Source organism: uncultured Thioclava sp., from assembly GCF_913064665.1.
GTDB classification, from domain to species: domain Bacteria; phylum Pseudomonadota; class Alphaproteobacteria; order Rhodobacterales; family Rhodobacteraceae; genus Thioclava; species Thioclava arctica.
In genome coordinates this window covers 96,099-110,609 of sequence record NZ_CAJYBT010000009.1, presented here as the reverse complement: position 1 = coordinate 110,609, position 14,511 = coordinate 96,099, and the positions used below count along the sequence as shown (strand labels likewise).

The following is a 14,511-nucleotide window of genomic DNA, read 5'->3' as shown; positions in this document are numbered from 1 at the left end:
TGTCGACCGTGATGTCCAATCTTGGGCTGGGGCGGTTCTTGTCGGGGCGCGGATTGCGGCTGGAACGCACCAAGGTCGGCGACCGCTATGTGGTCGAGCGGATGCGCGCAGGCGGGTTCAATTTGGGCGGCGAGCAGTCGGGCCATATCGTGATGACCGATTACGCGACCACCGGCGACGGGCTGATGGCGGGGCTGCAGTTTTTGGCGGCGATGGCGGAAACCGAGATGCGCGCCTCTGATCTGGTGCATCAATTCGAAACCGTGCCGCAAATGTTGAAAAATGTACGGTATCGCGCGGGGCAAGAACCGCTAGGTGCATCAAATGTTGAAAAAGTGATAGCAGCGGCAGAGCTGAAACTGGCCGGTCATGGCCGTTTGCTGATCCGCAAATCCGGCACAGAGCCGCTGATCCGCGTCATGGCTGAATGCGAAGATGAGACGGTTTTGCACGATGCGGTCGAAAGCATCGTCGCCGCTGTCGAGGCGGAAACCGCGTGAACGGAGGCGCGGCTGCCGCGCTTCCTAAACGCCTCAGCCGCCAAACAAACGCAGGCCCAGCCAGATCAGAATGACGGCCTCGAGTAACGTCCAGAATACCCCGATCCAGCGCCAAACCTTTGGCCCCGACACGCGCGCTATGCTGCGCACCAAACCGGTCAAAACAAGAAACCGGTAGATCCCCGCGCCAAGCGCAACCGACCCGAATAGCGGCCCCAAACGCCCCGGCACAGCCATTGCCGTGAACAATGCCACGATCACCAAAAGCGGCACGACGATCAGCGCGGGCCCATAATTGCCAGCCCAAAACGTGTCACCGGGTGACAGACGACCTGAGAAAAGGTCGCCAAACCACTGGCGCGTAAAGAATTTCGTGCGTTCGGCATGGATCGCGTCCAGCTCGGATTTGGACAGGTTTGCCATAAGGCCTCCGCTTGGTTCACCGCTGAGTCTGACAACAAAAGGGGCGCCCCGCAAGGCGCCCCCCTGATGCATGTCGTCGCGCCTTAGTTGCGCTCTTTATCAACCATTTTGCCTTTGGAAATCCAAGGCATCATGGCGCGCAGCTTGGCGCCGACTTGCTCGATCTGGTGCTCGTCGTTGATCCGGCGCGTCGCCTTGAAGAAGGGCTGACCAACCGTGTTTTCCTGCATGAAATCGCGCACGAATTTACCGGTCTGGATGTCGCTCAGAACCGCTTTCATCCGGGCCTTGGTCTCGTCATAGGGCAGGATCCGCGGGCCCGAAACATATTCGCCATATTCGGCGGTGTTCGAGATCGAGTAGTTCATGTTCGCGATGCCGCCCTCGTAGATAAGGTCCACGATCAGCTTCACCTCATGGAGGCACTCAAAATAAGCCATTTCGGGCTCATATCCGGCCTCGACCAGCGTCTCAAAACCCATGCGGATCAGCTCAACCAAGCCGCCACACAGCACGGCCTGCTCGCCGAACAGGTCGGTTTCGCATTCCTGACGGAAGTTGGTTTCGATGATGCCCGAGCGGCCGCCACCGATCGCTGAGCAATAGCTCAGGCCGATATCCATCGCCTTGCCGGTCGCGTCGTTTTCCACCGCCACGAGGCAGGGCACGCCGCCGCCTTTGACATATTCGCCGCGCACGGTGTGGCCCGGACCTTTGGGTGCCATCATGATCACGTCGATGCCCGGCTTGGTTTCAATCAGGCCGAAATGGACGTTCAAACCGTGGGCAAAGGCAATCGCCGAACCCTCTTTGAGGTTGTCATGGACGTATTTCTTGTAGGTTTCAGCCTGCAATTCGTCGGGCATGGTGAACATGATCACGTCACACCAAGCGGCCGCTTCGGCGATGCCCATAACCTTCAGGCCTTCGCCTTCGGCTTTTTTCGCCGACGGGCTGCCATCGCGCAGCGCGACGACCAGGTTTTTCGCGCCACTGTCGCGCAGGTTCAGCGCATGGGCGTGGCCCTGGCTGCCATAGCCCAGAATGGCAACTTTTTTGTCTTTGATCAGGTTCACATCGCAATCGCGATCGTAATAGACGCGCATGGCGTTTCCTCCGTTGATGTCTGGAGGCGACAATAGGCACTATCGACAGAATTTGCTTTCGAAACTTGATAATATTGCAGCAATTTGGCAAAATACATTCGTCAATTTTGTCGATAGTGAAATAATCATGCAAATCAGCGACGCGGACCGTCGAATCTTACGCCAGATGATGGCAGAGCCGGGTTTGGCGACCGCCGAGTTGGCCGAGCGCGCGGGGGTGACCCCGGCCACGTGCTGGCGCCGGATTGAGCGGTTGCGCGAGGCCGGCGTGCTGCGCGCAGAGCAGGCCGTGATCAACTGGCAGGCATTGGGCTGGGAGGTCGAGGTGAGTTTGCGTTTCACCCTCGACAAGACCGATCCTCGCGCCTTTGATGAATTCATCGCCGCGGCGCGGGGCGTCCCGGAGGTCATTGAAATTCAAAGTTTTCTTGGCTCAACAGATATACGTCTGCAAGTCATCGCCCGTGACATGGCACATTACCAAGAGATCTATCGCAAGCGTATTTTGACCTTGCCTCATATCGCGGAACTGGACGCATTGATGTTGGTGGCGACGATCAAATCCAGCGCGGAGCTGGCGCTATGAGCCTTGATCTGGATGATCTCGATCGTGCTATTTTGCGCGCGTTGACGCAGGATGTGACGCAAAGCGCGGGCGCGCTCGGGCGGCGGTTGGGCCTGTCGCAACCCGCGACGTGGCGTAGGATCAAGCGCCTTGAAGGGGCCGGTGTGCTGGCAGGGCGGCGCGTGGATCTCGATCAGGCCGCGCTGGGCTTTGGCGTGACCGTGTTTCTCGGCATCAAGCTGGCCGCGAAGGGCCGCGTAAGTCTTGATGATTTTGAGCGCGCCGTCACCGCGATCCCCGAGGTGCAGGTCGTGCAGCATGTTTTGGGGCTGTTTGACTATCGCTTGCGGGTGACTGCGCGCGATCTCCCAGATTTTGAACGCGTGCTGCGACGCCGGATCATGACGCTTCCCGGCGTCGGACAGGTCGAGGCGAATGTGCTGCTCAGCGAAGAGCGGCGCCCCGGTCCTTTGGGCTGATTTCTTTCTGCACTGAAAATCACCAAGATGCCACTTTATTGGGCATCTTGTCCCTTCGTACGCGCCTTGCCGAAACGTATGGTCCGACAGCGGTGGACCCCGTTCCCCATGCGGGATTGGATCGTGAAGGAGGGTCCCATGTTTGACAATCACGCCGCCAATTCTGCCGTACCGGTAATGCAGCGCTCAAAAGGCGCGGCAATGGCTGCGTTTGACGGCACGCGGTTGCGCGGGCTGCGTCAAAGCGGCTCGGCCAAGGCGATCTTGCCGCGTGTCGCGGGTGTGCCGGAAGTGGTTTTTCTCAATACTTCTGGCGGCTTGACCTCTGGGGATCGGCTGGAATATGTCACCGAAACCCGCAATGGCGCGCATCTCGTGGCGACCACGCAAGCCGCCGAGCGCGCGTATCGCGCCGATCAGGGGCGCGCCGAAGTGCAGGTGCGCCATAAGGTCGGGGCGGGGTGCTGGCTCGATTGGCTGCCACAGGAAACGATCCTGTTTGATCGCTCGAAGTTGCTGCGTGAAACCGTGATCGAGCTTGCCCCGGATGCCGGGTGTTTGATGCTCGAAGCTGTTTTACTGGGTCGTGTCGCGATGGGAGAGCGCGTGCGCGACTTGGACTTTTTCGACATGCGGCGGATTGAACGGGCTGGAAAGCCGGTTTTTATCGAGCCATTCTTGCTGAATTCCGACATTTTGGCGCAGGGCGCTCGCGCTGCAATTCTGGGCGATGCGCGTGCAATGGCGACGCTCGTTCTGTGCACGCCGGGCGGCGAAGATGCGCTGGAGCCAGCGCGCGCGGTGCTTGATGAGCCGGGTGTCATCGGCGCGGCCTCGGGCTTTGACGGGAAATGCATCATACGATTGCTGGCGCGGGACGGCTGGCCTTTGCGCCGCCAGATTTTGCGCTTGATGGAACGCTTGCGACGCGGTCAGGCAGCGCCGCGCGTCTGGCAACTCTGAGAGGGACCAATGAACCTGACACCACGGGAAAAAGACAAGCTTCTTATCAGCCTTGCCGCGATGGTCGCGCGCGGGCGGCTTGAGCGGGGCGTAAAGCTCAACCATCCCGAAGCGATTGCGATCATTAGCGATTTTGTCGTTGAGGGTGCGCGCGATGGCCGCACGGTCGCCGATTTGATGGAGGCGGGCGCAGGCGTAATCACGGCTGAGCAATGCATGGATGGCATCCCCGAGATGATCCATTCGATCCAAGTCGAGGCCACGTTTCCGGATGGCACAAAGCTCGTCACCGTCCATCATCCGATCCGCTGAGATAAGAATGGCTTATCTGATAGTAGCCAAAATAAGTTTTGCTAAAGAAAGGTCCCTCCGATGAAGACATTCGCAGTCCTTGCCGCCCTCGCGCCGACCGCAGCGCTGGCCCATCCCGGCCATGGCGCCGACACGACCTGGTTCTTCCATGACGGCCCGTTGATCGCTGTGCTGATGCTGGCGCTTGCCGCCTATCTTGGCCCAGAACTGGCGCGGGTTTTGCGCCGCAATCGGGGGTAGGACAATGATCCCGGGGGAAATACTACCCGCCGCTGGCGAGATCACGCTCAATGCCTGGGCCGAGGTCCTGACGCTGATGGTGGCCAATACCGGCGACCGCCCGGTGCAGGTCGGCAGCCATTATCATTTCGCCGAGACCAATCCCGGCCTTGATTTTGACCGCGACGCCGCGCGCGGCTATCGGCTGGATATTGCGGCGGGAACAGCGGTACGCTTTGAGCCGGGTCAATCGCGCGAAGTGCGGTTGGTGCCCTTTGGCGGCGCTCGGCAAATCTATGGATTCAATCAGAAAGTGATGGGGGCACTGTAATGGCTGCAACAATCTCGCGCGCCACTTATGCCGATATGTTCGGCCCCACGACGGGAGACCGGGTGCGGCTGGCCGATACCGATCTGATCATCGAGGTCGAGCGCGATCTGACCACCTATGGCGAAGAGGTCAAGTTCGGTGGCGGCAAGGTGATCCGCGACGGGATGGGGCAAAGTCAGGTGTCTCGCGCGGGCGGGGCGGTGGATACGGTGATTACCAATGCGCTGATCGTGGATCACACGGGCATCTACAAGGCCGATGTGGGGCTGCGCGACGGGATGATCGCGGCGATTGGCAAGGCGGGCAATCCGGATACGCAATCGGGCGTCGATATCATCATCGGGCCGGGCACCGAAGTCATTGCGGGGGAAGGGAAAATCCTGACAGCGGGCGGGTTTGATGCGCATATCCATTTCATTTGTCCGCAGCAGATCGAGGATGCGCTGGCCTCGGGTATCACGACGATGTTGGGCGGCGGCACCGGCCCCGCGCATGGGACTTTGGCGACCACCTGTACGCCGGGGCCGTGGCATATCGGGCGGATGCTGCAAAGTTTTGACGCGTTTCCGGTCAATCTGGCGCTATCTGGCAAGGGCAATGCCTCGCGCCCGGAGGCGTTGATCGAGATGGTGAATGGCGGCGCGGCGGCGTTGAAGCTGCATGAGGATTGGGGAACGACGCCGGGCGCGATTGATTGCTGTCTGAGCGTGGCCGATGACATGGACGTGCAGGTGATGATCCACACCGACACGCTCAATGAATCCGGGTTTGTCGAGAATACATTGGCCGCGATCAAAGGGCGCACGATCCACGCGTTTCACACCGAAGGGGCAGGGGGCGGTCATGCGCCAGATATTCTGAAAGTGGTGAGCGCGCCCAACGTGATCCCGTCCTCGACCAACCCGACGCGGCCCTACACGGCCAATACGGTCGAAGAACATCTCGATATGCTGATGGTCTGTCACCATCTGGACAACAAGGTGCCCGAGGATGTGGCCTTTGCCGAAAGTCGGATCCGCAAGGAAACGATCGCGGCCGAGGATATCCTGCATGACATGGGCGCGATGTCGATCATTTCTTCGGACAGTCAGGCAATGGGGCGCGTGGGCGAGGTCATCATTCGCTGCTGGCAAACCGCGGACAAGATGCGCAAACAGCGCGGGCGGTTGGCCGAAGAGCAGGGCGAGAACGACAATGCCCGCGTCAAACGCTATATCGCGAAATACACGATCAACCCGGCGATCTGCCACGGGATGAGCCGCCATATCGGCTCGATCGAGGTGGGCAAGCGCGCGGATCTGGTGCTCTGGAATCCGGCGTTTTTCGCAGCCAAGCCCGAGATGGTTCTGATAGGCGGGATGATCGTATCGGCGCAGATGGGCGATCCGAATGGTTCAATCCCGGCGCAACCGTTTTACACGCGCAATATGTTTGGCGCCTTTGGCGGTGCGCGCCATGCCTCAAGCGTGACGTTTATCAGCCAAGCGGCGCAGGCCAACGGGCTGGCCGCCAGCCTTGGGTTGCAGAAAACCACCTTGGCCGTTGAAAAGACCCGCGATATCGGCAAGGCGGACATGATCCACAATGCGGCGACGCCCAAGATCGACGTGCATCCCGAGACCTATGAAGTGCGCGCGGATGGCGAATTGTTGACCTGCGAACCCGCCACGGTGCTGCCGCTTGCTCAGCGCTATTTCCTGTTTTGAGGGTCTAATGGGTGCACGAGACCTCCCGAAGATGCCCCGAGCGCCGGGGCGCAACCGGCGCAATAAGTTCGGGCAGCCGCTGCGCCGCCGGGTCGTTGGGCGCGATGCGCAACAGCCGCATGACTTTTTCGCGCTGATAGGTCGGATCATTGCGGATCGTGGCGGGCAACAGGCGCGGGTCAAAGACGGCGCGGCGTTCGGTGTGGATCTCAACCTTGGTCCAACGGCCGATCTTGGGCATGTCGGTGCGGGTCAGATAGGCCTCACGCAGCACAGCCTCACGGTGTTTGAGGCGCGCGATTTCAGCGCGGATTCGGGCCAGTTCATCAGCAGGGGCGCGGTGGTCAAACATTCTGTTTCTCCTTCTACCTTGGCCCGAAAGTGCACCTGCATGTTTGAAAATTCATTAACGGAGTCACGGGAATGAGCGATTATCCAACCGCCGAAAAGATCGCCAAGAAAGGCGCGTGGTTTGGGGCATTGGACCATGTCGCGCTGGATTACGAGGGGCGGTTTCTGCGGCGCAAGCGGCTGGTTTCGGCCTCGGGCACTGGGTTTCTGGTCGATCTGGCCGAGGTCACGAACCTGACCGGGGGGGAGGCGTTTGTGCTGGCGGATGGGCGCTTTATCGAGGTGCGTCCCGCGCTGGAGCCGGTGCTGGTGATCCGAGGCGATCTGGCGCGGCTTGCCTGGCATATCGGCAATCGCCACACGCCGTGTCAGATTGAGGCGGATCGGTTGGTGATCCGCGCCGATCATGTGCTGGAAGGCATGCTCAAGGGGCTGGGCGCGCAGGTCAGCCCCGGCGTTGAGCCCTTCCAACCCGAGGGGGGCGCTTATGGGATGGGGCGCACGATGGGGCATGAGCACGGCCACAGCCATCACAACGGCGATGAACATTCCCACAGCCACGGGTCGCATCACCACGACCACGACCATGTCTGAGACCGCTGCCCATCTGTCGCTGATGCAATGGCTTTCGCCGGGATTTCCGACGGGGGCGTTCGCCTATAGCCACGGGTTGGAGCAGGCGATCGCGGCAGGCGATGTGACGGATGCGGGCAGTTTCGCGCAATGGCTTGGGGATGTGTTGGCGCATGGCGCGGGCTGGAGCGATGCGGTGCTGCTAGCCTGCGGGTTGCGCGGCGCGGATCTGGATGGGCTTGAGGATATGGCGCGCGCCTTGGCGGGGTCGGCAGAGCGGTTGCATGAGACGGTGGAGCAGGGCGCGGCCTTTGCGCGCGCGCAGGAGGGGCTGCGCGAAGTGGCGGTTCCGCGCCGTGCATTGCCGGTTTCTGTGGCCGAAGCGGCGCGTCATTTGCCGCTGCCACCCGATCAGATCATTGCACTTTTTCTACATTCCTTCGCCGCGAACCTGGTGTCTGCTGCGGTCAGGCTTGTCCCTTTAGGACAAATTGCGGGTCAACGGGTTTTGACGAGCCAGCATGACCGGATCACCGCGATTGCTGCGCGTGCGGCCAAGTCAGAGCTAGGCGATATCGCGACCAGCGCCTTTCGCGCCGAGATCGCGGCGATGCAACATGAGACGCTGGATGTGCGTCTGTTCAAGACATGAGGTGAAGCTATGGGCAACGGACCTTTGCGGGTGGGAATTGGCGGGCCGGTGGGCGTGGGCAAGACGACGCTGACTGAGCAACTGGCCCGCGCATTGGCGCCGCGTCTGTCGATGGCGGTGGTGACCAATGACATCTACACGCGCGAGGATGCCGAGGCGTTGATGCGCGCCCAAGTGCTGCCCGCCGAGCGGATCAGGGGGGTCGAGACAGGGGGGTGCCCGCACACGGCGATCCGCGAGGATGCCTCGATCAACCTTGCCGCGATTGCCGATCTCAACCGGGCCTTTCCTGATCTGGATTTGGTGCTGATTGAATCGGGCGGTGATAATCTGGCCGCCACGTTCAGCCCCGAACTGGCCGATTTGACGATCTATGTGATCGACACCGCGGCGGGGCAGGACATTCCGCGCAAACGCGGGCCGGGGGTGACGAAATCCGACCTTCTGGTGGTCAACAAGACCGATCTTGCGCCCTATGTCGGCGTCGATCTGGCGCTGTTAGAGAGCGACACAAAGGCCGCGCGCGGCGCGCGTCCCTATGTGCTGGCGCGGCTGCGTCAGGGCACTGGCGTCGAAGACATCGTGGCGTTTTTGATCCGCGAAGGGGGATTGGTGCTTCAGCCGATTCTCGCATGAACGTGTCAGAATGCGCGTATAAATTGCGCAGTTTGCAAAGATTTTCGTAGAAAATTTCAGCAAACGCATCTTCTCGGCAGGTTTCATGCGGCGGGTGCACGGTTTGTTTTGCTGCGACGCAGCGTGACGGCTTCCATAAGCGAGGCGCTCAGATCGCGCCTTCGGTCGCAGTATGGGGCTGCGCACCACAGCCAACATTGGAGGATCAGCCGCCACGACGAGAGCCTGTCCAAACAGGCCACGCGCGCTGACAAAACGAGGGAAAACACATGATTACTCGGCGCAATCTTATGATCTCGGCGGCCTTCGCGGGGGCGGCTTCTTTGACGGGAAGCATCGCTTTTGCGGAAGGTGACAAGATCAAGGTCGGCGTTCTGCACTCGCTGTCGGGCACGATGGCGATTTCAGAGACGACGCTGAAGGACACTGTCCTGATGCTGATCGAAGAGCAAAACAAAAAGGGCGGCATCAACGGCAAGATGCTGGAGGCGGTCGTCGTCGATCCGGCCTCGGATTGGCCGCTATTTGCGGAAAAAGCACGCGAGCTGATCTCGGTGGACAAGGTCGATGTGATCTTTGGCTGCTGGACCTCGGTGAGCCGCAAATCGGTGCTGCCGGTGCTGGAAGAGCTGAACGGCTTGCTGTTCTACCCGGTGCAATATGAGGGCGAGGAAAGCTCGCGCAACGTGTTTTACACCGGCGCTGCCCCGAACCAGCAGGCGATCCCGGCAGTGGATTATTTCCTTGAAGAACTCGGCGTCGAGAAATTCGCACTGCTGGGCACCGATTACGTCTATCCGCGCACCACGAACAACATTCTGGATGCCTATCTGAAATCCAAGGGCATCGCCGAGAGCGATATTTTCGTGAACTACACGCCCTTCGGACAGTCGGATTGGTCAAAAATTGTGTCTGACGTCAAGGCGTTGGGTGCCGATGGCAAGAAGGTCGGCGTGATCTCGACGATCAATGGCGATGCCAATATCGGGTTTTACAAAGAGCTCGCGGCCAGTGGCATCACCGCCGATGATATTCCGGTCGTCGCCTTCTCGGTGGGTGAAGAAGAGCTGTCGGGTCTGGGCTCGGCCGATCTGAAGAACCTCGTCGGCCAGCTCGCTGCGTGGAACTATTTCGAATCTGCCGATACGCCCGAAAACGCCGCGTTTATCAAGCAGTGGCATGCCTATACGGGCGACGACACCCGCGTGACCAATGACCCGATGGAGGCCACTTATATCGGCTTTAACATGTGGGTGCAGGCGGTGACGCAGGTCGGCTCGACTGATACCGACAAGGTGATTGCCGCGATGCCGGGGCAGGAATTCCCCAACCTGACCGGGACCACCGCCAAGATGCTGCCCAACCACCATCTGACCAAGCCCGTGCTGATCGGCGAGATCATGGAGGACGGCCAGTTCGACATCATCTCCCAGACCGATCCGGTGCCGGGCGATGCCTGGACCGATTTCCTGCCGGAATCTGCGGTGCTGAAATCGGATTGGCCGGGTCTCGATTGCGGCATGTATAACACCGAGACCAAGACCTGCGTGCAAAAGAAGTCGAATTACTGATCGACCGATGGCGGGGGGCAATCCCCCGCCGAATTCCAAGGGGGCGGGATGCGCAAGGTATTAATGACGCTGGGAATTTTCTTGATGCTGGCGCTTCCGGGCGTGGCGCAAGAGAGCGCCGCTCAGATGGCCCCCGCCACGGCTGGGCAGGGTGCTGACCCGCAAACCGGGCTGGCGGCGGTGTTGGCCAGGAACGTCACGAAAATCGCCAAACCCTCGCGCATGACCATCGGCCCGGTGATCGATGAGATCGCAGCCTCCGGCCCCGGTGCATCGCGATTTTTGCAGGCTTGGGCGGATCGTCGCGTGGGGCTGCGCACGTCTGATGACACGCTGTTCCTGATCGAAAAGAAGGGCCAAGACTATGCGCTGAGCGATCCGGTGACGGGCGCGTCGGCTGGCACCGCACCGCGCAACGAGATTTCCGAGGTCAAACCCAATTCCGGCGTGCGCGCGGTTATCGGTGCTGCGCTTGTGCGCTTTCTGCTGTCCGATCCCGACCCGACCAAGCGGCGCGAGGCGCTGACGGCGATTGAACGCGACGGCGAGGCCAGCCATCTCGCGCCGTTGCGGGCCTCGATTGCGCAGGAGCCTGACGCTCAGATCAGGTTGGAAAAGCAACGGCTTGAGCGGTTGCTGACGATCCGCTTTGGCAAGGATGCGGGCGAACGTGTTGCAGCCATAGACAGCTTTGGGGCTGATACCGGGCTCGATCTGCGTGCGACGCTGAACCCGCTGGTTGCGACGCAACGCAAGGCGTTCGACGGCGCGCCGCAAGGCAATGTCGCCAAAACACTGCGCCTCGGTCGCGATCTGAGCGAGGGTGAGGCCTACGCGCTGCTCGTCGCGGCCAAGATGGCGCCCGAACGCATCAGCGATGGGGCGATGAAACAGGCGCTAGCGGCCAATGTGGTAAATGGTTCCGTCGGCGGGCTGCCCTTGGCGGACATGTCCGATCCGGCCAAACGCGAACTGGCCTATAGCGCGCTGGCCAAGGCGGGCACGGTCGCGCCGCGCCTCAGCGAGGCCGAGGCGCAGGCCCTGATCGACGCTCACAGTTACGCCGATATCTACGCCGAGCCCGACGCTGCCGTGACCAAGGCCGCCGAGGCCGGGCTGGCTCGCGTCAGTCGCAAGGTGGGGCTGATGCAAAGCGTCGATCTGGGGCTCGATGGGCTGTCGCTGGCCTCAATTTATTTCCTCGCGGCCATTGGACTCGCGATCACCTTTGGCATCATGGGCGTGATCAACATGGCGCATGGCGAGTTCATCACGATGGGCGCCTATACCGGCTATGTGGTGCAGCAATTCGTGCCCGATTACACCGCTTCGATCCTGATCGCGCTGCCGCTGGCCTTCGCGATTACCTTTGGCGCGGGGGTGGCGATGGAAAGGCTGGTGATCCGCTATCTCTATAAGCGCCCGCTTGAGACATTGCTGGCGACATTCGGCATCTCGATTGCGCTGCAACAACTGTTCAAGAATATATTCGGCACGCAGGCGCGCCCGCTGACCTCGCCGCCTTGGCTGGATGGAGCGCTGCAGATCAACGACATCGTTTCGATCAGCTACATCCGCATCGCGATTTTCGTGCTCGCCCTTGTTTTCCTCGGGCTTTACCTCTGGGTGATGAAACGCACACGGCTGGGGCTGGAGGTGCGCGCGGTGACGCAAAACCCCTCGATGGCGGCCTCGATGGGGATCAACCCGGATCGCATCAATATGCTGGCCTTTGGCTTTGGCTCTGGGATCGCGGGGATCGCGGGCGTCGCGATCGGGCTGTTCGCCAAGGTCACGTCCGAAATGGGACAGGATTACATCGTGCAAAGCTTCATGACGGTGGTCGTGGGCGGGGTTGGCTCGATCTTTGGCACGCTGGCGGGGGCCACGCTGATCGGCGGGCTGCAAAAAGGGATCGAGTTCCTCAACCCCTCCAACACCTTGGCCGCCCAAACTTACATGATCTTGTTCATCATCATTTTCATCCAATTCCGCCCGCGCGGCATCGTCGCGCTCAAGGGCCGGGCGGCGGGGGATTAAGCATGGCAAACCCGGTTTTCCCTTCCCCTTGGTCCAAATATCCCGCGGGGGCGCGGGGGTGCGAAACCCCCGCTGCGACATCGGAGGCAGCCGCATGAGACCTGGATTTCTGGCCAAGAACCCCTCGGTGATCTGGTTCCTGCTGATCCTTGCGATCTTCACGCTCACGATCACCTTGCTCAGTCACGCCTATGGACCGGGAGTGATCTCAACCTCGATGGTCAAGACGCTGGGCAAGACGCTGTGCCTGTGCCTGATCGCCATCGCGATGGATCTGGTCTGGGGCTATACGGGCATTCTCAGCCTTGGCCATTTCGCGTTTTTCGGCCTTGGCGGCTATATGATCGGCATGTGGTTGATGTATGAGCGCACGCGCGATATCGTACTGGCCTCGGCCAGCGATTTCCCGATGACCCCGCAAGAGCTGCAAGACGCGATTGGCAGTCAGATTTTCGGTGTCGTAGGCAGCTCGAACCTGCCCGCGATCTGGAGCTTTGCGGGCAGCTTGCCGATGCAGTTGCTATTGGTGGTGTTGGTGCCGGGGCTGCTGGCGCTGGTCTTTGGCTGGTTGGCGTTTCGCTCGCGGGTGGCGGGGGTGTATCTGTCGATCCTGACGCAGGCGATGACGTTGGCGCTGTCGCTCTATCTGTTTCAGAACGAAAGCGGGCTGCGGGGCAATAACGGGCTGTCGGGCTTGCAAAACATTCCCGGGCTGAGCGCGGATCAAGATCATTCCTCGGTCTGGTTCTTGTGGGCCTCGGCGCTGGCGTTGGCTTTGGGGTATCTCCTTGCAGCAGCGATTGTGGCGGGCAAGTTCGGCTCGGTGATGCGCGGTATTCGCGATGATGAGGCACGGGTGCGGTTTCTGGGCTACCCGGTCGAGGGGTTCAAGCTGTTTGTCTTTGCCCTCACGGCGGTGATCGCGGCGATTGCGGGGGCGCTGTATTATCCGCAGGCAGGCATCATCAACCCCGGAGAGATGGCGCCGATAGCCTCGATCTATCTGGCGGTCTGGGTCGCGATTGGTGGGCGCGGGCGGCTATATGGCGCGGTAATGGGGGCGTTTTTCGTCTCCATCGTGTCAAGCTGGTTCACCGGGGGCCGGGTGCCTGATGTGCCGCTTGGGTTTTACACGATCAAATGGGTCGATTGGTGGCAGGTGCTGCTCGGGCTGGCCTTTGTGCTGGTCACGTTGCTCGCGCCCAAAGGGCTGTCGGGGTTGGTCGATCTGATCGCGGGGCTGCGCTCGCCGAGGCGCGGTGGTGCGCCGCTTGGCCCCGATGCGGGCAGCTTGCAGCAAGAGGAGGCGCGCGAATGACCATCGGTGCAGGCACGGGCACGCTATTGGAAGTGTCGGGCATTTCGGTCAGCTTTGACGGGTTCAAGGCGATCAACAACCTCAGTTTCAACATCGGCCCGGCCGAGCTGCGCGCGGTGATCGGCCCCAATGGCGCGGGCAAGACGACCTTCATGGATATCGTGACCGGCAAGACCCGCCCCGATGAGGGCACGGTGCGCTGGGGCGAAAATTACACCAACCTTCTCAAGCGCAACGAGGCGCAGATCGCGCGCGCGGGCATCGGGCGCAAGTTTCAGCGCCCCACGGTGTTTGAGGATCAATCGGTCACCGACAATCTGATGATGGCGCTCAAAGCCGCGCGCAGCCCGTGGAAGGTGCTGTTCTGGCGGGCGGGGGGCAAGGACGACGCCCGCGTGGCCGAGATCGCAGCGCAGGTCGGTTTGGCCGATCAACTGCCGCGCAAGGCGGGTGAGTTGAGCCACGGGCAAAAGCAATGGCTAGAGATCGGGATGCTGCTGGCGCAGGAGCCCAAGCTGCTGCTGGTCGATGAGCCAGCCGCAGGCATGACCTTGGCCGAGCGCGAGGCGACAACCGCGTTGCTGGTCGATCTCGCCCGCACCCGCGCGGTGGTGGTGGTCGAGCACGACATGGAATTCGTGCGCCGTCTGAATTGCCGGGTGACGGTGCTGCATGAGGGCTCGGTTCTGGCCGAAGGATCGTTGGATCATGTGACGGCGGATAAACGGGTGATCGAGGTGTATCTTGGACGCTGAAGTGAAAACCG

Annotated in this window: 17 protein-coding genes and 1 pseudogene; 15 read left to right on the top strand and 3 right to left on the bottom strand. The window is 61.0% G+C overall.

Annotated features, from left to right (window positions below; all coding sequences use genetic code 11):
* Nucleotides 1-500: pseudogene (locus tag QZ571_RS05875) on the top strand (phosphoglucosamine mutase); the annotation flags it as partial.
* A gap of 33 nt (nt 501-533) precedes the next feature.
* Here the strand turns inward: QZ571_RS05875 and QZ571_RS05870 are convergent.
* Together QZ571_RS05870 and ilvC are read right to left on the bottom strand one after the other, a co-directional pair.
* Nucleotides 534-923: a hypothetical protein gene (locus QZ571_RS05870; protein WP_295532774.1), complete on the bottom strand. Its 390-nt coding sequence runs from the start codon at nt 921-923 to the stop codon at nt 534-536.
* Nucleotides 924-1,006: 83 nt separating this feature from the next.
* Entirely contained in the window at nt 1,007-2,029 is a 1,023-nt protein-coding gene (gene ilvC, locus QZ571_RS05865; RefSeq protein ID WP_295532773.1) for a ketol-acid reductoisomerase, read from the bottom strand.
* Between the two features lie 127 nt (nt 2,030-2,156).
* On the opposite strand from ilvC, the gene QZ571_RS05860 reads away from it, so the two are divergent.
* From QZ571_RS05860 to ureC, 7 genes are all read left to right on the top strand, one after another.
* Nucleotides 2,157-2,615 carry an Lrp/AsnC family transcriptional regulator gene (locus QZ571_RS05860; RefSeq protein ID WP_295532783.1) on the top strand — a complete coding sequence of 153 codons (459 nt, stop codon included), beginning with the start codon at nt 2,157-2,159 and terminating at the stop codon, nt 2,613-2,615.
* A complete protein-coding gene (locus tag QZ571_RS05855) occupies nt 2,612-3,073 on the top strand; it encodes an Lrp/AsnC family transcriptional regulator (protein WP_295532772.1) in 462 nt (153 codons plus the stop codon). Before QZ571_RS05860 ends, QZ571_RS05855 begins: the two co-directional genes overlap by 4 nt.
* A 177-nt stretch (nt 3,074-3,250) precedes the next feature.
* Nucleotides 3,251-4,036, top strand: a complete 786-nt coding sequence (locus tag QZ571_RS05850; protein ID WP_295532782.1) for an urease accessory protein UreD — start codon at nt 3,251-3,253, stop codon at nt 4,034-4,036.
* Nucleotides 4,037-4,045: 9 nt separating this feature from the next.
* On the top strand, nt 4,046-4,348 hold the full coding sequence (locus tag QZ571_RS05845; protein ID WP_295532771.1) for an urease subunit gamma: 303 nt from the start codon (nt 4,046-4,048) through the stop codon (nt 4,346-4,348).
* Nucleotides 4,349-4,408: 60 nt separating this feature from the next.
* Entirely contained in the window at nt 4,409-4,588 is a 180-nt protein-coding gene (locus QZ571_RS05840; protein ID WP_295532770.1) for a hypothetical protein, read from the top strand.
* A 4-nt stretch (nt 4,589-4,592) separates the two neighbouring features.
* Entirely contained in the window at nt 4,593-4,898 is a 306-nt protein-coding gene (locus tag QZ571_RS05835) for an urease subunit beta (protein ID WP_295532769.1), read from the top strand.
* Entirely contained in the window at nt 4,898-6,604 is a 1,707-nt protein-coding gene (gene ureC / locus QZ571_RS05830; protein ID WP_295532768.1) for an urease subunit alpha, read from the top strand. The genes QZ571_RS05835 and ureC overlap by 1 nt, the downstream gene beginning before the upstream one ends.
* Before the next feature lie 4 nt (nt 6,605-6,608).
* Here the strand turns inward: ureC and QZ571_RS05825 are convergent, their stop codons facing one another.
* Entirely contained in the window at nt 6,609-6,956 is a 348-nt protein-coding gene (locus QZ571_RS05825) for a hypothetical protein (RefSeq protein WP_295532767.1), read from the bottom strand.
* Nucleotides 6,957-7,027: 71 nt separating this feature from the next.
* Between QZ571_RS05825 and ureE the strand changes: the two genes are divergently transcribed.
* The 7 genes from ureE to urtD all read left to right on the top strand — a co-directional run bounded on the left by ureE (nt 7,028) and on the right by urtD (nt 14,500).
* The gene (gene ureE, locus QZ571_RS05820) at nt 7,028-7,549 is read left to right on the top strand and encodes an urease accessory protein UreE (RefSeq protein ID WP_295532766.1); all 522 of its coding nucleotides are present in this window, start codon (nt 7,028-7,030) and stop codon (nt 7,547-7,549) included.
* Nucleotides 7,542-8,180, top strand: a complete 639-nt coding sequence (locus QZ571_RS05815) for an urease accessory UreF family protein (protein WP_295532781.1) — start codon at nt 7,542-7,544, stop codon at nt 8,178-8,180. The genes ureE and QZ571_RS05815 overlap by 8 nt, the downstream gene beginning before the upstream one ends.
* Nucleotides 8,181-8,189: 9 nt before the next feature.
* Nucleotides 8,190-8,816: an urease accessory protein UreG gene (ureG, locus tag QZ571_RS05810; RefSeq protein WP_295532765.1), complete on the top strand. Its 627-nt coding sequence runs from the start codon at nt 8,190-8,192 to the stop codon at nt 8,814-8,816.
* A gap of 269 nt (nt 8,817-9,085) precedes the next feature.
* Nucleotides 9,086-10,387, top strand: coding sequence for an urea ABC transporter substrate-binding protein (gene urtA / locus QZ571_RS05805; protein WP_295532764.1), 1,302 nt, complete (start codon nt 9,086-9,088; stop codon nt 10,385-10,387).
* A 126-nt stretch (nt 10,388-10,513) separates the two neighbouring features.
* Nucleotides 10,514-12,427 carry an urea ABC transporter permease subunit UrtB gene (gene urtB, locus QZ571_RS05800; RefSeq protein WP_295532780.1) on the top strand — a complete coding sequence of 638 codons (1,914 nt, stop codon included), beginning with the start codon at nt 10,514-10,516 and terminating at the stop codon, nt 12,425-12,427.
* A 94-nt stretch (nt 12,428-12,521) separates the two neighbouring features.
* Nucleotides 12,522-13,745: an urea ABC transporter permease subunit UrtC gene (gene urtC, locus QZ571_RS05795; RefSeq protein WP_295532763.1), complete on the top strand. Its 1,224-nt coding sequence runs from the start codon at nt 12,522-12,524 to the stop codon at nt 13,743-13,745.
* Nucleotides 13,742-14,500 carry an urea ABC transporter ATP-binding protein UrtD gene (gene urtD, locus QZ571_RS05790; RefSeq protein WP_295532762.1) on the top strand — a complete coding sequence of 253 codons (759 nt, stop codon included), beginning with the start codon at nt 13,742-13,744 and terminating at the stop codon, nt 14,498-14,500. Before urtC ends, urtD begins: the two co-directional genes overlap by 4 nt.
* Nucleotides 14,501-14,511 lie beyond the last annotated feature (11 nt).